Origin of the sequence: Pseudacidovorax sp. RU35E (assembly GCF_900156165.1) — a bacterium.
Taxonomy (GTDB): domain Bacteria; phylum Pseudomonadota; class Gammaproteobacteria; order Burkholderiales; family Burkholderiaceae_C; genus Xenophilus.
The window spans coordinates 215,245-240,052 of sequence record NZ_FTMY01000002.1; the positions used below are offsets into that span (position 1 = coordinate 215,245).

At 69.9% G+C, this 24,808-nt stretch carries 22 protein-coding genes; 8 read left to right on the plus strand and 14 right to left on the minus strand.

Features of this window, described 5'->3' with window-relative positions; all coding sequences use genetic code 11:
• Positions 1-37: 37 nt before the first annotated feature.
• The 3 genes from BXA03_RS03865 to BXA03_RS03875 are packed head-to-tail and all read right to left on the minus strand — an operon-like array spanning position 38 to position 2,691.
• Positions 38-742 carry an SDR family NAD(P)-dependent oxidoreductase gene (locus tag BXA03_RS03865; protein ID WP_076504822.1) on the minus strand — a complete coding sequence of 235 codons (705 nt, stop codon included), beginning with the start codon at positions 740-742 and terminating at the stop codon, positions 38-40.
• Positions 738-1,703, minus strand: a complete 966-nt coding sequence (locus BXA03_RS03870) for a Bug family tripartite tricarboxylate transporter substrate binding protein (RefSeq protein WP_076504824.1) — start codon at positions 1,701-1,703, stop codon at positions 738-740. The genes BXA03_RS03865 and BXA03_RS03870 overlap by 5 nt, the downstream gene beginning before the upstream one ends.
• 49 nt (positions 1,704-1,752) lie before the next feature.
• Positions 1,753-2,691 (minus strand): dihydrodipicolinate synthase family protein, encoded by a 939-nt coding sequence (locus BXA03_RS03875; RefSeq protein WP_076504015.1) that lies wholly within the window; start codon positions 2,689-2,691, stop codon positions 1,753-1,755.
• Positions 2,692-2,818: 127 nt separating this feature from the next.
• On the opposite strand from BXA03_RS03875, the gene BXA03_RS03880 reads away from it, so the two are divergent.
• Positions 2,819-3,769 (plus strand): LysR family transcriptional regulator, encoded by a 951-nt coding sequence (locus BXA03_RS03880; protein WP_076504017.1) that lies wholly within the window; start codon positions 2,819-2,821, stop codon positions 3,767-3,769.
• Between the two features lie 388 nt (positions 3,770-4,157).
• On the opposite strand, the gene gloA is transcribed toward BXA03_RS03880, so the two are convergent.
• The 5 genes from gloA to BXA03_RS03905 form a co-directional block, all read right to left on the minus strand.
• Positions 4,158-4,574, minus strand: coding sequence for a lactoylglutathione lyase (gene gloA, locus BXA03_RS03885; RefSeq protein ID WP_076504020.1), 417 nt, complete (start codon positions 4,572-4,574; stop codon positions 4,158-4,160).
• 95 nt (positions 4,575-4,669) lie between these two features.
• Positions 4,670-5,365 (minus strand): ABC transporter ATP-binding protein, encoded by a 696-nt coding sequence (locus BXA03_RS03890; protein ID WP_076504023.1) that lies wholly within the window; start codon positions 5,363-5,365, stop codon positions 4,670-4,672.
• The gene (locus BXA03_RS03895) at positions 5,362-7,035 is read right to left on the minus strand and encodes an ABC transporter permease (protein ID WP_076504026.1); all 1,674 of its coding nucleotides are present in this window, start codon (positions 7,033-7,035) and stop codon (positions 5,362-5,364) included. Before BXA03_RS03895 ends, BXA03_RS03890 begins: the two co-directional genes overlap by 4 nt.
• A 22-nt stretch (positions 7,036-7,057) precedes the next feature.
• A complete protein-coding gene (locus BXA03_RS03900) occupies positions 7,058-8,110 on the minus strand; it encodes a Fe(3+) ABC transporter substrate-binding protein (protein WP_076504029.1) in 1,053 nt (350 codons plus the stop codon).
• A gap of 164 nt (positions 8,111-8,274) precedes the next feature.
• Positions 8,275-8,820 (minus strand): PaaI family thioesterase, encoded by a 546-nt coding sequence (locus BXA03_RS03905; protein ID WP_083715867.1) that lies wholly within the window; start codon positions 8,818-8,820, stop codon positions 8,275-8,277.
• Between the two features lie 50 nt (positions 8,821-8,870).
• On the opposite strand from BXA03_RS03905, the gene BXA03_RS03910 reads away from it, so the two are divergent.
• From BXA03_RS03910 to BXA03_RS03920, 3 genes are all read left to right on the plus strand, one after another.
• Positions 8,871-9,341 carry a MarR family winged helix-turn-helix transcriptional regulator gene (locus BXA03_RS03910; RefSeq protein ID WP_076504033.1) on the plus strand — a complete coding sequence of 157 codons (471 nt, stop codon included), beginning with the start codon at positions 8,871-8,873 and terminating at the stop codon, positions 9,339-9,341.
• A complete protein-coding gene (locus BXA03_RS03915; RefSeq protein ID WP_076504045.1) occupies positions 9,334-10,581 on the plus strand; it encodes an MFS transporter in 1,248 nt (415 codons plus the stop codon). Before BXA03_RS03910 ends, BXA03_RS03915 begins: the two co-directional genes overlap by 8 nt.
• Before the next feature lie 86 nt (positions 10,582-10,667).
• Positions 10,668-12,101 carry an MATE family efflux transporter gene (locus tag BXA03_RS03920; protein WP_076504047.1) on the plus strand — a complete coding sequence of 478 codons (1,434 nt, stop codon included), beginning with the start codon at positions 10,668-10,670 and terminating at the stop codon, positions 12,099-12,101.
• A gap of 4 nt (positions 12,102-12,105) precedes the next feature.
• Here BXA03_RS03920 and BXA03_RS03925 read toward each other — a convergent pair whose 3' ends face one another.
• From BXA03_RS03925 to BXA03_RS03950, 6 genes are all read right to left on the minus strand, one after another.
• Positions 12,106-12,435, minus strand: a complete 330-nt coding sequence (locus BXA03_RS03925; protein ID WP_076504049.1) for a hypothetical protein — start codon at positions 12,433-12,435, stop codon at positions 12,106-12,108.
• 150 nt (positions 12,436-12,585) lie between these two features.
• Positions 12,586-13,347 (minus strand): aldolase, encoded by a 762-nt coding sequence (locus tag BXA03_RS03930; protein ID WP_076504051.1) that lies wholly within the window; start codon positions 13,345-13,347, stop codon positions 12,586-12,588.
• Positions 13,348-13,524: 177 nt separating this feature from the next.
• On the minus strand, positions 13,525-14,769 hold the full coding sequence (locus BXA03_RS03935; RefSeq protein ID WP_076504053.1) for an MFS transporter: 1,245 nt from the start codon (positions 14,767-14,769) through the stop codon (positions 13,525-13,527).
• Between the two features lie 208 nt (positions 14,770-14,977).
• Entirely contained in the window at positions 14,978-15,652 is a 675-nt protein-coding gene (locus BXA03_RS03940) for a GNAT family N-acetyltransferase (RefSeq protein WP_076504055.1), read from the minus strand.
• A gap of 2 nt (positions 15,653-15,654) precedes the next feature.
• The gene (locus BXA03_RS03945) at positions 15,655-16,134 is read right to left on the minus strand and encodes a MarR family winged helix-turn-helix transcriptional regulator (RefSeq protein WP_076504057.1); all 480 of its coding nucleotides are present in this window, start codon (positions 16,132-16,134) and stop codon (positions 15,655-15,657) included.
• Between the two features lie 146 nt (positions 16,135-16,280).
• Entirely contained in the window at positions 16,281-18,077 is a 1,797-nt protein-coding gene (locus BXA03_RS03950; RefSeq protein ID WP_076504060.1) for a DEAD/DEAH box helicase, read from the minus strand.
• Positions 18,078-18,403: 326 nt separating this feature from the next.
• On the opposite strand from BXA03_RS03950, the gene ettA reads away from it, so the two are divergent.
• From ettA to BXA03_RS03970, 4 genes are all read left to right on the plus strand, one after another.
• Positions 18,404-20,065: an energy-dependent translational throttle protein EttA gene (ettA, locus tag BXA03_RS03955; protein WP_076504062.1), complete on the plus strand. Its 1,662-nt coding sequence runs from the start codon at positions 18,404-18,406 to the stop codon at positions 20,063-20,065.
• Between the two features lie 251 nt (positions 20,066-20,316).
• Positions 20,317-21,339 (plus strand): hypothetical protein, encoded by a 1,023-nt coding sequence (locus BXA03_RS03960; RefSeq protein WP_076504065.1) that lies wholly within the window; start codon positions 20,317-20,319, stop codon positions 21,337-21,339.
• Entirely contained in the window at positions 21,336-22,664 is a 1,329-nt protein-coding gene (locus BXA03_RS26825) for an ATP-grasp domain-containing protein (RefSeq protein ID WP_076504067.1), read from the plus strand. The genes BXA03_RS03960 and BXA03_RS26825 overlap by 4 nt, the downstream gene beginning before the upstream one ends.
• A gap of 29 nt (positions 22,665-22,693) precedes the next feature.
• Complete coding sequence (locus BXA03_RS03970; protein WP_076504070.1) at positions 22,694-24,778, plus strand: glycosyltransferase family 2 protein; 2,085 nt, start codon at positions 22,694-22,696, stop codon at positions 24,776-24,778.
• The last annotated feature ends 30 nt before the right edge of the window (positions 24,779-24,808 follow it).

Here is a 24,808-nt window from a genome sequence, read left to right on the forward strand (position 1 = left end):
CGCGTGAGTGAAAGGTCGAAAAAAGAGAAAAGCAGGCTCAGCGCGGCAGCGACGAGCCGCCGCAGATGGCGATGTCCTGCCCGGTGATGGCCCCCGCCTGAGGCGAGAGCAGGAAGGTGGCGAGGGCGGCGATTTCTGCCGGCTCGATCAGCCGGCCGATGGGCGGCAGCCGCGGTGCGCTGCCGGCGCGGGCCGGGTCCTGCAGCATGCCGGTGGCCGTGGCGGCGGGCGAGATGACATTGACCGTCACGCCCTGGGCCGCCACCTCGGCGCCCCAGCTGCGGGCCAGCGCGACCAGCGCCGCCTTGGTGGCCGCGTACTGGCTCCGGCCGGGCATGCCCTGCGCCACGCGGCTGCCGATGAAGACGACCCGCCCGAGTCCGCGCGCGGCCATGCCGGGCACCAGCGCATCGGCCAGGCGGCTGGCGGCGTCCACATGCAGGCGCCACATCAGCTCGCCAGCCTCGGCATCGAGCTGGCCCAGCGGGCCGACGCGCAGCACGCCGGCCGCATGCACCAGGGCCTGGGCGGGCGGCAGCGTGGCGCACAGGCGGGCGATGGCGGCGCCGTCGCGCAGGTCGATGGCATGGCCCGCGAAGGCCGCGTGCGTGATCGAAGCGGGTGCGGCGTCGAGGCCGCTGACCTGCCAGCCGGCATCGAGCAGCGCCAGGGCGATGGCGCGCCCGATGCCGCTGCTGCTGCCACTGAGCACGGCATGCGGCTGCCCGGTGTGGCCCTCAATCGACACGGATGTTGCCCTCCGTGATGATCTTGCGCGCGCGCTCCATGTCGGCCTGCTGGAAGGTGGCGAATTCCTCCGCCGTTCCGGGCGTGAGCAGCAGGCCCTGCGACCCCAGCAGCGTCTTCATCTCGCCGACGAGGGCCTTGTTGGTCTCGGCATTGAGGCGCCGCGTGATCTCGGCCGGCGTGCCTGCGGGTGCCCACAGGCCGTACCAGCTGTAGAACTCGTAGCCCGGCAGCGTCTCGGCCACCGTGGGCACGTCGGGCAGGCTGGCCGCGCGCTGGGCCGAGGTGACGGCCACCACGCGCAGCATGCCGCTCTTGTGGTACTGCAGCGAGCCGAGGATCGGGTCGATGAAGCCGTCGATCTGCCCGCCGATCAGGTCCTGGAACGCGGGCGCCGTGCCCTTGTAGGGCACGATCAGGTAGTCCAGATTGCCGGCGCGGCGCAGCAGCTCCGTGGCCAGGTGGCCGGCCGAGCCGATGGAACCCACGGCGAAGGTCATCTTGCCGGGGTTGGACTTGGCGTAGGCCATCAGCGAGCGCACGTCGGTGATCGGCAGGTTCTTGTTGACCGCCACCGACAGCGGCGCCTTGGCCACCAGCGCCACGGGCGCGAAGTCGCGCACCACGTCGTAGCGCACCGACTTCATGGTCATCGGCGCGGTGGTGAAGGTCGAGGCATTGAACAGCAGCGTGTAGCCGTCGTTGCCCGCCTTGGCCACCACCTCGGCGCCGATGGCGCCATTGCCGCCCGGACGGTTCTCGACCAGGAAGGTCTGGCCCATCTGCTCGCCCAGCTTCTGGGCCAGCATGCGGCCGACCGTGTCGAGCGTGCCGCCGGGCGGGAAGGGAATGATCACGCGCACCACCCGGTTGGGCCAGCCCTGCGCCATCACGGGCGCGGCGGCGGCCAGCGTGGCGGCGCCCAGGGCGCCGTGCAGAAAGCGTCTGCGTTGCAGCATGGTGTTGTCTCCGGTGTCGTTGTTCTGATCGAGCCGCGCGGACGGCTCAGCGGCGCAGCAGGCCGGCCTGGCGGCAGGCGGCGCGCAGGGCGTCCATCTCTTGCGGGTTCGGCGCCTCCGTGGGCGGGCGCACGGTGGCGCGCTCCAGCACGCCGGCCAGGTACATGCCGGCCTTCATGCGCGCATGGGCCTCGCCCGTGGGCTCGCCGCCGCCGTAGACGGCGTCCTTCAGCGGCGTGATCACCGCCTGGATGGCCATCGCCTTCTTCAGGTCGCCGGCCTTCACGGCGGCCCACAGGTCGATGATGAGCTGCGGGATGAAGGTGGCGAAGCCCACCAGCGCGCCGTCCACGCCCTGCACCATCGAGGCCAGCAGGTATTCGTCGTGGCAGGTCAGGATGGCCTTGGCCGGGTCGGCCTCGCGGATGGCCTGGATGTCGCGGGCGTACTTGTTCATGTCCCGCTGGCCGACCTTGAAGGCCTGCAGGTAGGGCAGGCGGGCCAGCTCGGCCAGCAACTGCGAGCTGTACGAGGCGCGCGTCCAGGCGGGGTAGACGTGGCAGACCAGGTCCAGCTCGGGCGCGGCGCGGTGGATGGCCTCGAAGTACTGCAGCGCATGGCCGGGCGTGAAGCCGAAGCGCAGCCAGTGGTGGGGCGGCATCACGTCCAGCGCGGCGGCGCCGGCGGCCTGGGCGGCGCGCGCATGTTCCGCTGCCTCGGCCAGGCCTTCGCAGACGATGGACGAGATCACCGGCAGCCGGCCCCGCAGCTCGTCGGCCACGATGCGCGTGACCTCGGCCCGCTCGGCGGGGGTGAGAGAGAACACCTCGCCCGTGTGGCCATTGGTCATCACGGCCACCACGCCCTCATGGCCGGCCAGCCAACTGGCGAGCTGGCGCAGGGCCGGCTCGTCGATGCGGTGGTCGGGGGTGAAGGGGCAGGCGATGGCGGGGATGATCCCCCGATAATTTTCGATGGACGGCATTGCAGGTCTCCGTGCGGTGCGATGGGTGAAGGAAGCGGAGCGGATGATTCCGCGCCGGCCCCCGGACCGTCCAATACTCGAATCGCATACAACTATCGCGGGCCGTGCGGCCCCGCAGGAGACGCGCATGGGCCCGGGCAACCGCCCCCTCGACCTCGACTGGCTGGAAGACTTCGTCGCGCTGGCCGACACCGGCAGCTTCTCGCGCGCGGCGGAGGTGCGGCACATTGCGCAGCCGGCCTTCAGCCGGCACATCCGCTCGCTGGAGGAGTGGGTGGGCGTGGAGCTGTGCGACCGCAGCGCCCACCCGGTGGCGCTCACGGCGGCGGGGCAGCGCTTTCTACCGTTGCTGCGCGGCGTGCTGGCGGGGCTGGAGGCGGCGCGTCAGAAGGCCCGGGCAGCGCACGAGTCGGCCGCGGCCAGCCTGCGCTTCGCGGCCACGCATGTGCTGTCGTTGACCTGGTTCCCGACCTGGCTGGCCGGGCTGGAGGGGCGGTTGCGCATCGGCCCGGTGCAGACGCTGTCGGACAGCTCCCTGGCCTGCGAAGACCTGGCCCTTCAGCGGCGCGTGCAGTTCGTGCTGTGCCACGGGCATGTCGAGGTGGCGGGCCGGCTGGACGAGGCGCAACACCCATGGCTGCGGCTGGATGACGACGTGCTGCTGCCGCTGTCTGCCCCGGGTGCCGGCGGCCAGCCCCTGCATGACATGGCTGCGGGCGGCCCGTTGCCCGTGCTGGCCTACAGCGAGGCTTCGGGCCTCGGGCGCATCCTGCGAGCGCAGCTGCGTGAGTGGTTCGGCGACGAGGCGCAGGCCGCCGTTGAACCCCGCGCCTCCATCGTCTTCACGGCACACCATGCCATCCTGCTCAAGGCCATGGTGCGCGAAGGCAAGGGCGTGGCCTGGTTGCCGGCCAGCCTGGTGCAGGACGAGTTGCGCAGCGGCGCGCTGGTGGATGCGGGAAGCGGGGAATGGCGGGTGCCGGTGGAGATCCGCCTGTACCGCCAGCCCGCGACGATGTCGGACCTGGCGGAGTCGCTGTGGCGGCTGGTGAGCATGCCGGCAGCGCCGGCGATCTGATGCGCGGGACCCGGCGCCGCGCCGCGAGGGGTCAGCCGAAGGAGCTGACGAGGTAGGTCAGCAGGAGCCCCATGCCGGTCAGTCCGGAGAGGAGGAGAACGATCTTGAGGGCGGCTGCGAGGGCTTCGGTTCGGGTTTCTTTGGCGGGCATGGATCGGCAGGCAAGGGATGCAAAGCCTTCGAAGATAGGGCGCACCCCGGCCTCGGCCCTAGGTCATCTGTCACAACATTAAGTCAGAAGCGCAGGGGGATTGCCGCCTTGCCACGGAATGTGAAGCGCGACTGTGACCGAGGGCCTGCAACCGACAGGCGGCCGGCGCTGGCGCGACACGCCGTGGGCCGCCGAACCCCAACGCGGTCGTCGCCGTTCCTGCCTGCCGCTGTCGACTCAGCGCAGGCCCTGGCCGATGCCGGCGTCGTCTTTGCGCTGGATCAGTTCGATCTTGTACCCATCCGGATCCGTCACGAAGGCAATGACCGTCGTGCCACCCTTCACCGGGCCCGGCTCGCGCGTGACGTTGCCGCCCGCTGCCTTGATCTTGTCGCAGGCCGCGTAGGCGTCGGGGACGCCCAGGGCGATGTGGCCGTAGGCGGTGCCCATCTCGTAGCTTTCGGTGCCCCAGTTGTAGGTCAGCTCGATTTCGGCCTGCTCGGGGTTGCCGTTGCCGAAGCCGAGGAAGGCCAGGCTGTACTTGTATTCGGGGTTCTCGCTGGTGCGCAGCAGGTTCATGCCGAGCACCTGGGTGTAGAAGTCGATGGAGCGCTGGAGGTTGCCAACGCGCAGCATGGTGTGCAGCAGTCGCATGGTGTCGTGGGGTGAGGGAACGAAACCGCGGATTTTCCCGTGTGGGCGATTCCTCGTCGCGGCTCGCGGCAAAAGCCCGCTGTCGCCGCCGGCGCTCAGGCGGGCCGCGCCATCTCCCGCCACTGCGCCAACCGGCCGTTGTGCATCACGCCGATGCGGTCGGCCATGGTGTGGGCCTCGGCCTCGTGGTGCGTGACCAGGATGGCCGTCTGCCCCGCGGCGCGCAGGATGTCGCGCACCTGCACCGTCAGGTGCTGGCGGGTGGCGCCGTCGAGGTTGGAGAAGGGCTCGTCCATGAGCAATAGCGCGGGCGCGGGCGCCAGTGCGCGTGCCAGGGCGATGCGCTGCTGCTGGCCGCCCGACAGTTCGTGCGGATAGCGGCCGGCCGCCTCGGCCAGGCCCACCACGCCCAGCAGTTCGCGCACGCGCGCATCCTGCGCAGGCCGCCGCTGCTTCCGCAGGCCGAAGGCTACGTTCTGCGCCGCCGTGAGGTGCGGAAAGAGCGCATATTCCTGGAACACCATGCCCACCTGCCGCCGCTCGGGCGCCAGGTGCACGCCGGGTGCCGATAGCAGCTGGTCACCCAGGCGGATGTGCCCGCCGCGAACCGGCTCGAAGCCGGCCACGGCGCGCAGCACGGTGGTCTTGCCGCAGCCCGAGGGACCGAGCAGGCAACCGATGTGGCCGCCTTCCAGCGTGAGCGAGAAGCCGTCCACCACGGTGTGCAGGCCCCGTGGCGTGTCGTAGCCGAGGCGAAGGTGGTCGATGTGCAGGGCGGCAGCGGTCGTCATGGATGGGGCGTGATGTCGTCGGCTTGCACCGCGCCGCCGCTGACGGGCGTGCGGGCCAGCAGCGCCACGGGCAGCAGGCCGGCCAGCACGATCAGAAGGGCGGCGATGGCGCCTTCCTCGTAGGTGCCGCGGGCGGCCTCGGCATAAAGCCAGGTGGCCAGGGTGTCGAAGTCGGCGGGGCGAAGCAGCAGCGTGGCGGGCAGCTCCTTCATGGCGTCCACGAAGACCAGCAGCGCGCCGGCCGACAGGGCAGGGCGCAGCAGGGGCAGGTGCACGCGGCGTAGCGTGCCCAGCGCGCTTTCGCCCAGCAGGCGCGAGGCCTGTTCGAGCGAGGCGGGAATGCGCGACAGCCCGGCCTCGATGCCGCCCACCGGCATGGCCAGGAAGCGAATCGTGCAGGCCACCACCAGCACCACGCCCAGGCTCATCAGTGGCAGGCCAGGCAGGCCGAGCAGGGTGGCGATGCCGGCATCGGCCGCGAGCGCCGGCGTCAGCAGGCCGATGGCCAGCACCGTCCCGGGCAGCGCATAGCCGAGGCTTGCGGCGCGGGCCGGCCAGCGGCGCGGCGTCAGTGCGCCGGGCGGCTGGCGCGTGGCCCAGGCCACCACCAGACCGGCAGCCACGGCCAGCACCGTCACGCCCAGCGCCACCGCCAGCGTGTTGCCCAGGCTGCCGATCAGCGCAGACGAGACGCCGCCGCCCAGCCGCAGGCGCTTGATGGTTTCCCACACCAGGTAGGCGGCCGGTGCCGCGAAGCCGATCAGCACCGGCAGCAGCGCGGCCAGCGTGGCGCCCAGGGCGGCCGGCCCCTGCAGGCGCCGGGGCGTCACCGCGCGCATGCGCTGCGCCGAGCCGAAGCGCTGGTGCCGGCGGCCGTGGCGCTCCAGCAGCACCAGCGCGACCACCATCGCCAGCATGGCGCAGGCGATCTGCGCGGCGCCGGCCAGGTCGGAGCGGGTGATCCAGGTGGTGTAGACCGCCACGGTGAGCGTATTGACGCCCAGGAATTCCGAGGCGCCGATGTCGTTGAGCGTCTCCAGCAAGGCCAGGCTCAGGCCCACCGCTAGGGCCGGCCGGGCCAGCGGCAGCGCAACGCGCCGGAAGGCGCCCCAGCGGCCTTCGCCGAGCAGGCGCGCGGCCTCCATCAGGTGCGCGGGCTGGGTCACGAACATGGCCCGCGCCGTCATGTAGACATAGGGATACAGCACCATGCCCAGCACGAAGACGGCACCACCCAGGGAGCGCAGGTCGGGCAGGCGGAACTGCCGCGGGCTGTCGTAGCCCAGCATCCAACGGATGGCGCCCTGCACTGGCCCGAGCGGATGCAGCAGGTCGAGATAGGCGAAGGCCACGATGTAGGTCGGCATGGCCAGCGGCAGCAGCAGTGCCCACTGCAGCCAGCGTCGACCCGGGAAATCCGTGGTGGCCACCAGCCAGGCGCAGCCGGTGCCCACGATCAGCGTGAGGGCACCCACGCCCGCCAGCAGCAGGGCCGTGTTGAGCGCGGCCTCGGGCAGGACATGGGTGGCCAGGTGCGTCCAGTGCGTCAGGTCGGCGCCCAGGGCCAGCCAGGCGAGGCTGAGCACCGGCGCCAGCACACCCAGCGCGATGGCGACCGTGGCCGCATGCCAAAGCCGCCCGACGGGACGCAGGCCCGCGGGGCGGCTCATGAACGGCACGAAGCGCAGCGGCTTACTTGTCGAAGCCAACCTTGTCCACCAGCAGGCTGGCCTGCTTGCGGTGCTTGGCGATCTCGGTCAGCGGCAGCGGGTCGACCTTCACCTCGCCGATGGTCTGGCCGATCAGCGGGTCGAGCGCCACGCCCTTGCGGACCGGGTACTCGTAGTTGGCCTGGGCGTACATGACCTGGGCCGGCTCCGAGACCAGGAACTCCAGCAGCTTGACCGCGTTGGCCTTCTGCGGCGCATGCTTGGCGACGGCTGCGCCGCTGATGTTGACGTGCGTGCCGCCCGGCTGCGCGCCGCCGAAGACGGGCCTGACCACCTGGATGCCGTCGCCCCACTTGCGGGCGTCGCTGCCTTCCTTCGAGGCCTTCATGTGGCCGACGTAATAGGAATTGGCCAGGCCCACGTCGCAGATGCCGCCCAGGATGTCGCGCGCCACGTCGCGGTCGCCGCCGGTGGGCTTGCGCGCGAGGTTGGCCTTGACGCCGCTGAGCCACTGCTCGGTCTTGGCCTCGCCATGGTGGGCGATCATGGCCGCCACCAGGGCCGTGTTGTAGGGATGCTGGCCGGCGCGGATGCAGACCTTGCCCTTCCACTTGGCGTCGGCCAGGTCCTCGTAGCGGAAGGTGGGCAGCTTCAGGCCCTTGTCCGCATACAGCACGCGGGCACGCATCGACAGGGCGTACCACTGGCCGTCGCTGCCGCGCAGGTTGGCCGGAATGGCGGCATTCAGCGCGGCCGATTGCACCGGCTGGGTGGTGCCGGCTTCCACCAGGTCCAGCAGGTTGCCCACGTCCACCGTCATCAGCACATCGGCGGGCGAGCGCTGGCCTTCGGCCTTGACCCGCTCGACCAGGCCGTCCTTGACGAACACGGTCTTCACCTGGATCTGCGTCTGCTGGGTGAAGGCGGCCAGCAGCGGCTGGATCAGCCCGGGCTCGCGGGTGGTGTAGACGGTGACTTCGCCCTGGGCCTGCGCAGCGACGGCTGCGGTGCCGATGAGGCTGGCGAGCACGGCTCGGCGCGCCCAGGCGCCACGGGGCGCGGTAGATGCTTTCATTGGGATTCCGACTCCAGATTCTTCGAACAGGTCAGGCCGGGCTGGCCGGCGGGCGCCGCGCTTCTCGTCGTTGTTGTGCTTGCGGGCTGAGAAGCATTATCAACGCCGGCCTGCGGCATCGTCATCAAACCTGGATGGAACGTCGGGTTGCTCCGGCGTGAGGCTCAGCGCGGACGCAGGTCGAACACCAGACAGGTGGTCGTGGCGTGCGCGTAGAGCGTGCCGTCGGGCCCCACCAGCCGCGCCTCGGCCGTGGCCAGCTGCCGGCCGCAGTGGATCACCTGGCCGATGGCGCGCACGCGCGAGACCTGCGGCGTGATGGCGCGGACCATGTTGATGCCCAGTTCCGCCGTCGTGTAGCTGCGGCTGGCCGGCAGGCTGGTGTGCACGGCGCAGCCCAGGGCCGAGTCGAGCAAGGTGGCGAACCAGCCGCCGTGCACGGTTCCCAGCGGGTTCAGGTGCCGCACCTGGGGCTGGCCCTGGAAGACGGCCCGGCCGGCCTCGGCCTCGATCAGCACGAAGTCCAGCGTGCGGGCGATCTCGGCATAGGGCAGCTCGCCTGCCAGCATGGCCTGCATCACTTCCAGGCCGCTGCGGCCCATCACCTGTTCGGGCCTTGCCACGCCGGGACCGGCACCGGCATCCATGCGGGCGCGGACCGTGGCCTCGTCGTCCAGCCAGCGCTGCAGTTCGTGGGTGCTGTCGCTCATCGCATCTCCTTTGATTGCATATGCAATAGTTGCAGCTACAATCATAGACCATGAGCACCACCGTCAAACCGCAGGGCTGCACCAACTTCAAGCTGCGCCAGTTGGGGCGGCGCGTTTCGCGCCTGTACGACGCCGAGCTGGCGCAGGTCGGTCTCAAGACCACGCAGTACTCGCTGCTGTCGCATGTGCTCAAGCTGGGGCCGCTGCGGCCGGTCGACCTGGCGCGTGCGATGGGCCTCACGGCCTCGACGCTCACGCGCAACCTGCAGCCCCTGCTGGCAGCCGGCTGGGTCGAGCAGGCCGAGGGCCCCGACGCACGCAGCCGGCTGCTGCACATCACCGATGCCGGCCGCGACAAGCGGGCCGAGGCGCAGCGCCGCTGGCGCGCCGCGCAGGAACGGTTGAACGATCTGCTGGGCCTGGACCGGGTGCTGGCACTGCATGCGCTGCTCGACGAGGCCATCGACCTGCTGCGCGCCAACGAGGACAGCGATGCCGATGAAGGAGAAGAGCATGAGTGATTCCACCCGGGCCGCTGGCGCGGTGCGAGTGCCCGCCCTGTGGCTGGTGTTGCTGGCTGCGGCCGGCACCTTCGCGCTGACGATGGGTGTGCGCCAGACCATGGGCCTGTACCTGCCCTCGCTCAACACCGCCACGCACCTGGGGCTGGGCAGCATCAGCCTGGCCTTCGCCTTCGGCCAGCTGTGGTGGGGCCTGACGCAGCCATTCGCCGGCGCGCTGGCCGACCGCGTGGGCACGGCGCGCACGGTGCTGCTGGGTGTGGTGCTGGTGGCCATCGGCACCTTCATCACGCCGTACATGACGAGCACGCTGGGGCTGATCCTGGCCGTGGGCGTGTTGGCCGCGGGTGGGGCAGGCATGGCGGGGCCCTCGGTCATGATGGGCGCGACCATGCGGCTGGTGCCGCCGGCTCGGCGCGGGCTGGCCACGGGGGTGGTCAATGCCGGCGGCTCCTTCGGCCAGTTCGCGCTGGCGCCGGTGGCCATCGGTCTGACGGCGGCGTTGGGCTGGGCCGCGTCGATGCAGTGGCTGGGCGTGCTGGTGCTGCTGGCCCTGCCGGCGGCCTGGGTGCTGCGCGGCAATTCACGCGCGCTGGTGGCGCAGCAGGCGGCGGCCGGCGGGCCCCGCGCCCTGACGGTGCGCGAGGCCATCGGCCAGGCGCTGGCCACCCCCAGCTACCGCTACCTGGCCGCGGGCTTCCTCGTCTGCGGCTTCCACGTGGCCTTCCTGGCCACCCACCTGCCCAGCGTGGTGGCGGCGTGCGGACTGCCGCCGGCGGTGGGCGGCTGGTCGCTGGCGGTGATCGGCCTCTTCAACATCGTCGGCAGCCTGGCCATGGGCTGGGCCGTGGGGCGCTGGCGCATGAAGTCGCTGCTGTCGCTGGTGTATGCGACGCGGGCAGTGGCGGTGCTGGTCTTCCTGCTGGCGCCCAAGACGGTGGCTGTGATGCTGATCTTCGCGGCGGTGATGGGCGTGAGCTTTCTCTCCACCGTGCCGCCGACGGCGGGGCTGGTCGCCAAGATGTTCGGGCCCGCCAACATGGCCATGCTCTTCGGCCTGGTGATGCTGTCGCACCAGATCGGCGGCTTCCTGGGTGCGTGGATGGGCGGCTGGGTGTTCGAGCGCACCGGCAGCTACGACCTCATGTGGTGGATCGACATCGTGCTCGCCGTCGGCGCCGCGCTGGTCAATCTGCCGATCCGCGAGTCGCCACCCGCGCGCGCCATGGCGCCGGCCTGAGCCCCCACTTTCTTCGCATTCCTCCACCCCGCGGCGGCCGCAGCGATGCGGTGCCGCCGCCGCATGCCCGCTTCCAGGACCTCGCCATGACCTCATCGACTCCCCGGCTCGACCCGCGCACCCGCATGCTGCTGGAGGCGCCCATTACGCCCACGCTGCTGCGCCTGGCCGTGCCCAACATCGCCGTGATGTTCGCGCAGGCGGCCATCGGCCTGGTCGAGACCTACTTCGTCGGCAGGCTCGGCACCGATGCGCTGGCCGGCATGGCGCTGGTCTTTCCGCTGGTGATGCTGATGCAGATGAGCTCGGCCGGCGCGATGGGCGGCGGCATCGCGTCGGCCATCGCTCGGGCCCTGGGCGCAGGGCGGCGCGACGACGCACACCGGCTGGTGTGGCAGGCGGTGGCCATCGCCCTGGGCTTCGGCGTCGCCTGCACAGTGGTCATGTGGCTCGCGGGTGGCTGGCTGTATGCGCGCATGGGGGGGGAGGGCCCGGTGCTGGCCGCGGCGCTGACCTACTCGCACTGGGTCTTCGGCGGTGCGGTCCTGGTGTGGCTCTTCAATTCACTGGCCGCCGTGGTGCGCGGCACGGGCAACATGGCGCTGCCGGCGATGGTGACCATCGTGGGCGTGGTGGTGGCCGTGCCGCTGTCGCCGATGCTCATTTCCGGCTGGGGCCCCATTCCGCCGCTGGGCATCGCGGGTGGGGCCATCGCGCTGCTGCTGTACTACCTGGGCGGCACGGTGGCGCTGGCGCTGTACCTGCGTTCCCGCCGCAGTCTGCTGCAACCGGCATGGTCGCAGGCGCAATTGAGCTGGCCGCTCATGCGCGGCGTGCTGCGCGTGGGCCTGCTGGGCGCGGTGTCGACTGCAGCGACCAACCTCAGCATCGGCATCGCCACCGGACTGGCGGGCCACTGGGGCGCAGGCGCCATCGCCGGCTATGGCACCGGTGCCCGACTAGAGTACCTGCTGGTGCCGCTGGTCTTCGGCCTGGGCGCGCCGCTGGTAGCGATGGTGGGCACAAGCATGGGCGCCGGTCGCCCGGAGCGCGCACTGCGCGCGGCGGCCATCGGCGCGGCCCTGGCCTTTGGCATGACGACGGTGATCGGCGTGGCCGCCGCCCTCTGGCCGCTGGCCTGGCTGCGGCTGTTCGGCCACGACCCGGCGATGCTGGAGGCCGGCACGTCGTATCTGCGCGCCGTAGGTCCCTTCTATGGCTTCTTCGGCGTGGGCCTCGTGCTGTATTTCGCCTCGCAGGGGGCAGGGCGGCTGATGTGGCCAGTGTTGGGCAACCTGCTTCGCCTGCTGGTGGCGGGCGTCGGCGGGCTGGTCGTGGTCGCATCGGGCGGCACGCTGGCCCAGGTGTTCGCGGCCCAGGCGGCGGCGCTGGTGGTTTATGGGCTGGTCATCGCGTGGAGCATTGCGGGCGGGGCCTGGTTCGGCCGCGTGGGTTGGCCGCGCTGGCCCGCACGCGAAAACGCCACCCTGGCTGGGGTGGCGCTTCGGTCGGATCGCTGAGCGATCAGTAGCGGTAAGGGTTGTGGGGACGGCGGTCGTAGCGGTTGGGTACGCCGTCCCGATCGCTGTCACGCCAGCCACCCCGGTGGTGCGGCGGCCGGTGGAAGTGATGCGGCGGCGGCCCGTAGTAACGGGGCGGCGGGCCGTGATAGCGCGGGGGCGGCGGCGGGTAGTACACCGGCGCGGGCACCGCCACGTACGCTGGGGGTGGCGGCGGCGCACCCAGATACACCTGGGCCTGGATCGTCGGGCCACCGGCTTGGGCGAGGGCCGGGACGGCGAGTCCGGCCAGTGCCAGCGCCCCTGCCGAGAAGGCCATGGTCAACTTGTTCATCACGACTCCTTGCTTCCTGTCGGTTGTTGGATGAGGCAATGGTGGCAGCCCCCTGTCAACGCCATGTAAGCGCGGCAAAAAGGACGGAAAGAAGTTGTGAGCAATTGGGTGCCGCGTTGAAACGAAGCAGGGCCGATTGCGACAAGCGTTTCAGGCTGTGACGGCTTGCGGCGCTGGCAGCAGCCGACGCAGCGCCTCAAAGAACAGGTCCGACTGCTCTCGCTCACCCTGTACCTGGGCCGCCACGCGCGCGGCGATCTCCGGTGCGACCGGCGCCAGCGGCCGGCCGGTGCTCTGGGCCAGGACCTGATGCAGGCATGCACGCTCCAGGTAGTAGAGGTCGTCGTAGGCATGGGCCACCGTGGCGCCCGCCACGATCACGCCATGGTTGGCCAGGAAGGCGACGTCCTTGCCCTGGTCGGCGGCCATGGTGCGGGCGATACGCTCGCCTTCGGCGTCGTCCAGGGCGAGCCCGTTGTAGTGCGGATCGATGGCGATGCGGTCCATGTAGCGCATCGCGTTCTGGCTCAGCGTCGGGTCGAGCGCGCGGTCGGCGGTGAGCGTGAGGGCGGTGGCATAGGGTGCGTGCACATGCATGACCACTGCATGGCCGGTCAGCCGATGGATGGCGCCGTGGATGAACAGGGCCGTGGGCTCCACGCGATGGCGGCCCGCCAGCACCTGGCCCTGCACGTCGATCATCACGATGTCGTCCGGGCCGACTTCGCTCCAGTGCAGGCCGCGGGGGTTGATGAGGTAGCGCGCCGGCTCGCCGGGCAGCATCACGCTGAAGTGGTTGCAGACACCTTCGCCGAGGCCGTGATGCGCGGCGGCGCGCAGCGCCAGGGCGAGGTCGTCGCGCAACTGGCGAACGGCGGGGCTTTGGAAGTCGGTGAGGGCGTCGTGGGTCATGGGTCAGCGGTGACGAAGGACGGGCAGCGCCCTTCCTGAAGGAAGCAGGCGCCGATTGTGGCGCCTGCTTCGCGCGGGCCGCGGGGGATCGCTGCGGCCTGCGTTGCCGACTCGAGACCTGGCGCCGTTCCTCATCCCGGCCGTCCGCGGGAGTGGCGCGACGGGCGCCAAGTCAGCTCAGCGGTGCGCGAACGCCGGCTGGCCGCCGCCCTTCGGGACGCGCGGCGGCTGCGCGCCCATGTCCACGCCGCGTTGCTCGCGGCTGAACAGGATCAGTCCGGCGATGGCGACCGCCACCGTGCCGGCCACCACGGCCATGGCGAAGGCATAGTCGTTGCCGCGGGATGTGGCGAGCGAGGCCTGCATCGTGGCGTTGACCGAGGCCAGCAGGTTGCCCAACTGGTAGACCAGACCCGGGAAGGTCGCGCGCAGTGCGGGCGGCGAGATCTCGTTGAGGTGCACCGGGATCACGCCCCAGGCGCCCTGCACGCTCAACTGCATCAGGAAGGCGCCCGCGGCCAGGGCTACGGCCGAGTGCGAATAGGCCCATAGCGGCAGCACGGGCAGCGCGAAGAGGGCGGCGCCGAAGATGGTCCAGCGCCGGCCGATGCGCTCCGACAGCGTGCCGCAGGCCAGGCCGCCCACGATGGCGCCGATGTTCAGCACGATGGTCACCATCGACACGGTGTGCGCATCGAAGCCGTGCTGCACGCGCAGGAATGTGGGGTAGAGGTCCTGCGTGCCGTGCGAGAAGAAGTTGAAGGCGGTCATCAGCACCACCGCATACAGCGCAAGCTTCCACTGCTGGCGCAGGCCGGCCAGCAGGCTGGGCCGCGGCTGGCTGGCCATCTGCTTCCATGCGGGCGATTCCGGGACGTGCGAACGCATGTAGATCACCAGCAGCGCCGGCAGGATGCCGACGAAGAACATGCCGCGCCAGCCGATGTGCGAATAGAACAGGCCGAACACCAGCGAGGCCAGCAGGAAGCCCGTGGGATAGCCGGCCTGCAGCAGCCCCGACACGAAACCGCGCGAGCGCGCGGGCACCGTCTCCATGGTCAGGGCCGAGCCCACGCCCCATTCGCCGCCCATGGCGATGCCGAAGAGCGCCCGCAGCACGATCAGCGTCGCCAGGTTGGGCGAGAAGCCCGACAGCAACTCCAGCACGGCATAGCAAAGGATGTTGGCCATCATGGTCGGCCGGCGGCCGAAGCGGTCGGCGAGCCGCCCGAAGATCAGTGCACCCACCGGCCGCATCGCGAGCGTGAGCGTGATGGCCAGCGCCACCGAAGGCAGCGGCGCATGGAACTCGGCAGCGATGTCCTTCAGGATGAAGACCATCAGGAAGAAGTCGAAGGCGTCCAGCGTCCAGCCGAGGTAGCTGGCGGCGGTCACATGGATCTGCTCGCGGGTCCAGGTCATGGTGGGTTCTCCTTGGGTTGTGCAAGCGTTGCGCCTGGCACGGAGGAGGAACGACCGCCGGTGTCGGTGTGCAGCGTGAAGCCACTCTAGGCCGATGACACGGGCGATGCCAGTCGGACGCGGCCTTCTGCCGGGCCGCTTAAGACTGGCCTAAGGATGCGCACCGGACGTGGACGGATGCCCTTGGGCTGCGGAGCCGCGCAGGTCCTCAGCAGGCCTTGCGCCGAAGCACCGCGACATGGACCCGCGTGCGCACGACGAAGCCGAGGGCTTCGTAGAGCGAGATGGCGGCGGTGTTCGCCGTCCACGCATGCAGGAAGGGCGTGTCGCCGCGCTGCTGGATGTCGGCCGCCACGGCCGCCGACAGGCGCCACGCCAGACCCTGGCCGCGAAAGTCCGGATGCGTGCAGACCCCACTGACCTCCACATGTCCCGGAAAACGCATGCGCTCGCCTGCCATCGCCGCCAGCCGGCCATCGATGCGCACGCCGATGAAGCGGCCCATCGTGTGCGTGCGGGCGAAGAAGGGGCCGGGCTCGGTCAGCGTGGCCAACGCGAGCATCTCGTTGGCATCGCCATCGCCGAGCACCACCACGTCGTCGTCGGGTTGCAGGCGGCGCGTGGCCACCATCTGGACGCCGTCGGCTGCCTTGACCACCTCAAGTTCCTCAGGAACGGCAATGGGCGGCACCTGCAGCAGATACACGCTGTCGCCCGCAGCGCCGACGAGGCCGGCCAGCGCGGCCAAGCTGTCCGAGGCTTCATCGGCCGTGGCGGCAAAGCCGTGGATGTCGGGCCGAAAGCGCCGCGCTTGCGCATCGCCGATGCACCAATGCGGTTGATGGTGCAGGCTGGCCCATACCGGGCGGTCGAGCATGGACATGGTCAGGGCGCCTGAATGCGATGCAGCAGGGGTTGGTGGGCCAGTGCGTCTTCGAGCGCAGCGAGTTGCGCGAGCAGGTCGCCCCGGGCGCGGGCGCAGGCCTGCGCGACAGCGGCCTCGATGGCTGGCCAGGCCTCCCGCCGGGCGCGCCGCACGAGGCCCTTGCCCTTGCGGCTCAGCGCCACGCGCCGCACGCGGCGATCCTCATCGCCGGTGGCCGACTGCACCAGGCCATCGTCCTCCAGCCCCTTGAGCGAGCGGGTGACCACCGGCTGGCTCACGCCCACGGCCTGGCTCAAGTCGCCCACGCTCAAGGGGCCAAGCCGGTCCAAGGCCGCGAGCAGCGGGAAGTGCGCAGCCGGCTGGTCGAAGCCATGGCTCTCGAGCACGGCCTGCGTCTGGGCCTGCAGGAGCTCGCCGGTACGCCTCAGGCGTGTGCCGAGCGTGAGGTGGCCCAGCTCCTTCACGACATCCTCGATCATGGGTCTCCACGGTGAACCATTTGCATATCATGCTATGTAAATGGCGATGCGACGTCAATCGAATGGACAAAGAAAAAGCGGCCCGGTGGGCCGCTGGGTTCGTCAGGGGCCGGAGCGATCCGGCACACCTGCGCAGGCAGGTTCGATCAGTAGCGCTTGCCGCCACCGGAGTAGCCGCCACCGCCGCCACCCGAGTAGCCGCCGCCACCACCACGACGGCGATTGCCCCCGCCACCACCCCCGGCGTTGCCGCCACCACCACCGCCACCGCCGTTGCGGCGCCCGCGGCCAAAAGTGGCCTCGACGCTGGTGCGCAGCGGGTCGGGCTGGCCCGACGGGCCGCCGTAGGCCTCGGCGCGGCGATGCGCCACCACGTCGGCATGCGACGGGCTGGTCGTGTTGCCGTAGTGCTTGGGCTGCCGTTCAGGGCGGTCCTCGTACAGCGCATGCGCCGGCGCGTTGCCACCGCCGTGGCCGCCCGCGCCGCCATGGTGGCGCTTCGGACCGTTGTTCTGCCGCGGCGGGCGCGGGCCGCCATTGCCGCCACCCGAGGGCTGGCCGCCGGCGCGCTGCTGCTGCGGCTGCTGGCCACGGCCGCCCTGGCCCTGACCTTGGCCGCCGCCGGCCTTCTTCTGGCCGCCACGTTCGCCCTGGCCCGCCTTGTTCTCGCGGATGCGGGTCATCATCTCCTGGCGCGCGGCGCGGGCCGCGGCGGCCATCACGTCGCGGCTCGGGGGCTTGCCGGCACCGCCCCACAGGGTCTGGCGACCCATGGCGATGGGCTCTGCGATCTCGCCTTCATCGGGGCCGAAGCCTTCGAGCGTCTCCGACGGGATCTGCTGCTTGGTGAAGCGCTCGATCTCCTGCATGAAGCCTTCCTCGTCCAGGCAGACCAGGCTCACGGCCTGGCCTTCCTTGCCCGCGCGGCCGGTGCGGCCGATGCGGTGGACGTAGTCCTCGGGCACGTTGGGGATCTCGTAGTTCACCACGTGCGGCAGGTCGTCGATGTCGATGCCGCGGGCCGCGATGTCGGTGGCGACCAGCGCGCGGATCTCGCCGCTCTTGAAGCCGGCCAGCGCCTGCGTGCGGGCGCTCTGGCTCTTGTTGCCATGCAGCGCCATGGCCGTGATGCCGTTCTTCTCGAGGAACTCGGCCACATGGTTGGCGCCGAACTTGGTGCGCGTGAACACCAGCACCTGGCTCCAGTCGTGCTGCTGGATGATGTGGGCCAGCAGTTGCTTCTTCTTGCCGCGGCCCACGGGGTGAACCACCTGGGTGATGCGCTGCACCGTGGTGTTGCGCGGCGTGACCTGGATGCTCTGCGGATTGCGCAGCAGGCTGTTGGCCAGCTCGCGGATGTCGTCGCTGAAGGTGGCCGAGAACAGCAGGCTCTGCTTGTCCTTGGGCACCAGGGCCAGCACCTTCTTCACATCGTGGATGAAGCCCATGTCGAGCATGCGGTCGGCTTCGTCCAGCACCAGGATCTCGACCGTGGACAGGTCGAGGTGGCCCTGCTGCTGCAGGTCGAGCAGACGGCCCGGCGTGGCCACCAGGATGTCCACGCCGCGCTTGATGCGGTCGATCTGCGGGTTCATGCCCACGCCGCCGAAGATGACGGTGGAACTCAGCGGCAGGTACTTGCCGTAGGTGCGCACGGATTCCTCGACCTGGGCGGCGAGTTCACGCGTGGGCGTCAGCACCAGAGCGGCGATGCCGTCCTTGCCGAACTTGTTGGTCTTGCCTTCGCCCTTGGAGAGCCGGTGCAGCAGGGGCAGGGTGAAGGCGGCGGTCTTGCCGGTGCCGGTCTGCGCGCCGGCGAGGAGGTCATGGCCTTCGAGGACGGCCGGAATGGCCTGGGCCTGGATGGGGGTGGGGGTTTCGTAGCCCTGCTCGCGCACGGCCTTGAGGATGGCCGGGGCCAGCTTCAGTTCGTCGAAGTTCATTCGGTAGTTACTTACGGGCGCCATGCACGGCGCGGTGTTCGTCTTGCGTCCACCCGCCACGATGGCGCTGCTTGGGCGCGAACCGGGCCAGTCGAGGTGGAAAGGGAGTAAAGGCGGGAGCCTGGAAGGATGTGGATCCGTCGTCCCCGGCGAAGAGCCGTGTTGCGGGTGACTGTGCCCGGCAACGTCCCGATTGTGGCACGAGTTCCGGGCCTGCGTGCCCGTCGGCCGCGTCGAGGAGGGATAATCGATGGTTTTCGCGCTCGCCCGGCACCGGGCCCCTCCTCATCCGAGCGCGTTCCCCCACCCCGCACCGACAAGAAGCCATGGCCCAGTACGTCTACACCATGAATCGCGTCTCCAAGACCGTGCCGCCCAAGCGGCAGATCTTGAAGGACATCTCCCTCTCGTTCTTTCCCGGCGCCAAGATCGGCGTGCTCGGCCTCAACGGCTCAGGCAAGTCCTCACTGCTGAAGATCATGGCCGGCGTGGACAAGGAGTTCGAAGGCGAGGCCCTGCCGATGGCCGGCCTGTCGATCGGCTACCTCGAGCAGGAGCCCAAGCTCGATCCCGAGCACACCGTGCGCGAGGCGATCGAGGAAGCCATGGGCGAAGTGAACAACGCCAAGAAGCGCCTCGAGGAAATCTATGCGGCCTATGCCGAAGAGGACGCGGATTTCGACGCGCTGGCCGCTGAGCAGGGCCAGCTCGAGGCCGTGATCGCCGCTGCCGGCACCGATTCGGAACACCAGATCGAAATCGCCGCCGACGCGCTGCGGCTGCCGCCCTGGGACGCCAAGATCGGCCTGCTGTCCGGCGGCGAGAAGCGCCGCGTCGCGCTGTGCCAGCTGCTGCTGTCCAAGCCGGACATGCTGCTGCTCGACGAACCCACCAACCACCTGGACGCCGAGTCGGTCGAGTGGCTGGAGATCTTCCTGCAGCGGTTCAGCGGCACCGTGGTGGCCATCACCCACGACCGCTACTTCCTCGACAACGCCGCCGAATGGATCCTGGAACTGGACCGCGGTCGCGGCATTCCGTACAAGGGCAACTACAGCACCTGGCTCGAACAGAAGGGCGAGCGCCTGGCGCAGGAGCAGAAGAGCGAGGAAGCCCACGCCAAGGCGCTGAAGAAGGAACTCGAGTGGTCGCGCCAGAACCCCAAGGCTCGGCAGGCCAAGAGCAAGGCGCGTCTGGCCCGCTTCGAGGAACTGTCCGACGTCGACTACCAAAAGCGCAACGAGACCAACGAGATCTTCATTCCCGTCGCTGACCGGCTGGGCCAGCAGGTCTTCGAATTCAAGGACGTCAGCAAGAGCTTCGGCGACCGCCTGCTGATCGACAAGCTGAGCTTCAGCATCCCGCCGGGCGCGATCGTCGGCATCATCGGCCCCAATGGCGCAGGCAAGTCCACGCTGTTCAAGCTGATCGCCGGCCGCGAGCAGCCCGACAGCGGCGAAGTCATCGTCGGCCAGACCGTGAAGATGGCCTTCGTCGACCAGCATCGCGACGAACTGGCCAACGAGAAGACCGTCTGGGAAGACATCTCGGGCGGCCTCGACATCATCAACGTCGGCAAGTTCCAGATGGCCAGCCGGGCCTATGCGGGCCGCTTCAACTTCAACGGCCAGGATCAGCAGAAGAAGGTCGGCAACCTATCGGGCGGTGAACGTGGCCGTCTGCACCTGGCCAAGACGCTGATCCAGGGCGGCAACGTCCTCATGCTCGACGAACCGTCGAACGACCTGGACGTGGAAACGCTGCGCGCTCTGGAAGACGCGCTGCTGGAATACGCCGGCACTGTGCTCGTCATCAGCCACGACCGCTGGTTCCTGGACCGCATCGCCACCCACATCCTGGCGGCGGAAGGCGATTCGCAATGGGTGTTCTACAACGGCAACTACCAGGAGTACGAGGCCGACAAGAAGAAGCGCCTGGGCGAAGAGGGCGCCAAGCCCAAGCGCGTGCGCTTCAAGGCGCTCAAGTAAGGCGATGCGAGGGCGGCAGGCGTGGCCCTCGCGCCGGCCGCTTCATCGTTTGCTCCAGGCGCCGACCCTGCGGGCGGGGGGTGGCGGCTGCGTCGCGAAAGCGATGAACAGGCGGGTGAAAGACGGCGAACTCGGCGCTATGACGGCGAACCCCGGGTGCCATACTGCCGCAGACCCCACATCGGCACTGGGCAGTGTCGGCGTGAACCCCGCCCCCGCGTGCCGAGGGCGTCCGGGGCCTGCGATCCGCCATGAGAGACCCCCTTGCGCCGGCCATCGGCGGTTACTTCGAACTTGAGCTCGGTCCCGGCCGGGGCGTGCCGCATGCCCGCGCGCTGCAGTACCGCTGCGCCCGCGCGGCCTTCCTCGATCTGCTCGTCCGGGGTCGGCCCACCAACGTGTGGCTGCCCTGGTACCTGTGCGACAGCATGGTCCGAGCCGCGCGGCGCGCGGGCGTCGGCATCCGCCGCTATCGCCTGGACGAGCGGCTGCATGTGCTGGATGCGGCGCCCGAGGCCGGCGACTGGCTGCTGTGCGTCAACTACTTCGGCCTGTGCGAGCGGGCCGTGACCGATGCGGTGGCGCGCTTCGGTGCGCACCGGGTGGTCGTCGACAACAGCCAGGCGCTGTTCAGTCCGGCGGGGCCCGCCCTGGCCACGATCTACTCGCCGCGCAAGTTCGTCGGCATTCCCGATGGCGGCCAGATGGTGACGACGCTTTTCGCGGAGGAGCCCGCCGTGCGGGATACCGGCTCGGTGGAGCATTGCCGCCACCTGCTCGAACGCCTGGCGGGCGACGTCGAGCGGGGCCACGCGGACTTCACGCGCGCCGAGGAGCGCCTCGACGACGACGGGCCGCCGCTGGCCATGTCCACGCTCACCCGCCGCCTCATGGCCGCAATCGACTTCGACCGCGTCCGTCAGGCGCGGACCCGGCATTTCACCCTGCTGCAAAAGGCGCTCGGTCCGAGCAACGGCTTCGACTGGACGCCTGCGGACGACGCGGCGCCGCTGTGCTACCCCTATGGCCCCGTGGCGCCCGGCATGCGCGAGGCCCTGCGCGAGCAGCGCATCTACACGCCCTGCTATTGGCCGGAGGTGGCCGCGGATGCAGCGGTCCCTGCCTTCGAGGCCTCGCTGGCCCGCGACACCCTGTTCCTGCCCTGCGACCAGCGCCTCACGGCGGATCAGCTTTCTCGCCTGATCGACGCCGTCCAGGCGGCCAGCAGGGGCGAGCCCGCACAGCAACGTCCTTCGGCGACCGCCACCCCATGAGCGCCCCCGAGTCCACCGTCGCCGCCGGCGGCGCCGTCGCTGACATCGCCAAGGTGGGCGTGCTCGTGTTTCCCGCCGAAGCCGAGAACGCCTTCGAACTGTTCGACGCCCTGCGCTATGCCACCCGCCTGCGCGTGTGGGGCGCGTCCAGCCGCCCGGGCTATGCCAACCTGCTGTTTCCGCGACTCAAGGACGACCTGCCCCCGATCTCGGATCCAGGCTTCCTGGATGCCCTGAACGCCTTCGTGGCCCAGGCCGGCATTTCGCTGATCTTCCCGACGCATGACGACGTTGCCCTGTACCTGGCGGCCCATGCGGCGCAGATCCGCGCCACCGTGGTGGGATCGGACCTGGCCTGCGCCGAGGTGTGCCGCGAGAAGCGGCGGCTCTACCAAGCCCTCGCCGGCGAAGCCTTCTGCCCCCGCGTCTTCGGCGAGACCGACCCGGTCGATGAGTGGCCCGTCTTCGCCAAGCCCAACCGCGGCCAGGGCGGCGTGGGCGCCGCGAGGGTCGGGACGCCCGCGGAACTGGACCGGCTGCGCAGCGCGGGCGCAGACCTCGTCGTGTCCGAATTCCTCCCGGGAGAGGAGTTCACCGTCGACTGCTTCTCGGACCGGCACGGCCAGCTTCGCTTTGCGGGACCGCGTTCGCGCGACGTGGTCCGCATGGGCATCGCCTTCGTCTCGCGGGTCGTGCCGCTCGATGCGCAGACCCAGCAGATCGCCCAGGCGCTGAATGAGCGCTTCCGGCCACGGGGCCTCTGGTTCTTCCAGGTCAAAAGGGACGCGGGAGGCCGGCTCAAGCTGCTGGAGATGTCCTGCCGCGTCGCCGGCACGATGAGCGTGTACCGGCAGCTCGGTGTCAATCTCCCGTTGCTGGCGGTCTTCGATGCCCTGGGCATGGACGTGCAGGTGCTGAGGAACGACCTGCCGCTCACCCTGCGCCGGCGCCTGCAGAGCAGCTATGCGACCGACCTGACATTCGACACGGTCTACGTCGACTACGACGACACCGTCATCGTCGACGGCCAGGTCAATGCGGTGCTGATGCAGTTCCTCTACGAATGCCGCAACCGGGGTCGCCGGCTCGTGCTCCTGACCAAGCATGCCGGGGACCTGGCCGCTCACATGCGGGCCTTTCATATCCCCGAGTCCTTGTTCGACCGCATCGATCATCTCGACGCGGCGCAGCGCAAGGTGGACTTCATCACCGACCGCAACGCCATCCTGATCGACAACCTGTTCGCCGAGCGCCGCGATGCCGCGCGCCATGCCGGCATCGCCGTGTTCGACGTCGATGCCGTACCGGGCCTGCTGGGCCTTTGAGTCGACTCTCGCCAACCTGCCACGCCATCATGAATGAAGAGCTTCCGCTGGTCAGCATCCTCATGGTGACCTACAACCACGCGCCGTACATCGCGCAGGCCATCCGCAGTTGCCTGTCGCAGCAGACCAGCTTTCCCTTCGAACTGGTGATCTGCGACGACGCCTCGACCGACGGCACCGATCAGATCGTGCGCGACTTCGCCGCGCAGGATCCCCGGGTGCACTACCTGCAGCAGCCGGTCAACGGACGCGGAGCGAACAACTATCTCGATGGTCTGGGGCACGTGCGCAGCCGGTACATCGCCTTTTGCGAAGGCGACGACTACTGGAGCACACCGCACAAGCTGGAGAAGCAGGTGCGCTTCCTGGAGGCGAATCCGGACTTCTCCGTCGCCTGCCACAAGGTCGAGATGCGCTTCGAGCATCGCAGCGACGACGCGCCGAAGCAGTACGTCTACAAGGACTGCAGCGTGGGCGACGAGCGCATGCGCCAGGGCATCTTCCATGCCGACGAGGCCATCGCCAACTACTACTTCCAGACCAGTTCCTTCGTCTTGCGCTGGCGCTTCCGGGAGGGTCTGCCGGCCTGGTTCCGCAAGTGGATGATGTTCGACCACGCCCTCATGATGCTGCACGCGGCCGAGGGCAAGATCAAATACTTCGACGAGGCCATGAGCGTCTGGCGGCGCAACGACACCGGCTACTCGTGGCTGCAGAACGTCGACAAGGGCGTGTTCTTCCAGAAGGAAGGCTACGGCTGGATCCTGCACTACGAGGAGATGGACAAGTTCTTCGCCGGCCGATTCCATCTGCAGATCCGGGAGCGGGTGCTGCTGGCCGTGCGGGGCATGATCGCCAACTTCATGGAGACCGGCGACCTGGCCGGCCTGCGCCGCGTACTGGACGACCACCGGCCCTGGTGGGAGAAGGTGGTGAAGGACAACGCCGCGCTTGCCGAGGCGGTGCGCATGGCGCTGCCTGAGGAGGTGGAACGCGTGCCGCCCTGGAGCGCCAGGGCGCCGAAGGCCGAGGCGCCTGCGCTGCCGCATCTGGGCGGCGCCATGGAACTGGGCATCACCAGCATTCCCGAATGCGCCGACAGCGTGTGGGCCCACTGGACGCAGGGGCAGGAGCATGCCGGCTTCGCAACGCCGCTGGCGGCGCTGGCCGCTTGGTTGCATGACCGCCGTGTGCGCCGGCTGTGGTTGCCGTCCATCACCCCGAAGCAGGTCGAGATCGAGCTGCAGCAACTCTGGCTGGGCTACCAGTTCTATCCCGTCGGCGGCGACTTCGCGCCGGACCCGGGCTTTCTGGCGCACGTGCAGCCGGGCGACGCCGTGCTGACGCAGTCCTGGCTCGGCCGCGCGCCGGGTGGGCCGCTTCGCGAGGCGCTGGTGGCGCGCCAGGGCTTTCTCTGGATCGACGACCGCTCGCAGGCCCTGTGGCCCGGGCAGCCCAGCGAGGCCGACGTGGCCATCTACAGCGCGCACGACGTGCTCGGCGTGCCGGATGGCGGCCTGCTGGTCGGGCCGGGCGTCGCCGCCCTGCAGCCACCGCCTGCCGACGCGGCCGGGCTGGCCGCGCAGCGCCGGGCGCTGATGCTCGAGCGGCTGGAAGCGCCCGCTAGCGGCGCCACACTCACCGCCCAGGACCGCGCACTTGCCCTTGCGCACCCGCTGCCCGCGGGCGCGATGAGCCGGCTGAGCCGGGAGATGCTCGCGCGCATGCCGCTTCCGGCGCTCGTGCAGCGCAGCCAGGACAACTGGCGCCTGCTCACGCATTGGCTGCAGGACTGGGCGCTGTGGCCACGCCAGGAGGGCGTGGACTTCGCGCCCGCCTTCTTCCCGATGCTCGTGCCCAGGGGAATGCCGGCGGTCTTCGTCATCACGGCCCTCAACCGTGACGGCATCGTGTGCCAGACATTTCCATTGGCCCTCAACGAGCGCTACGCCGGCTGCCTGGGCGCCGAGAAGGAAACGCTCGACCGCCTGCTGTGCCTGCCCTGCGACCATCGCTACGGCGAAGACGACATGCGCCGCATCGCCGGCCAGGTGCGCCGCATCCTGGTGGGCGATTCGGCACTCGGCAGTGCCGGCGCGCGCTTCATTCCCTAGGGCCATCGCTCGCCCCGATCCCGCCGGCCC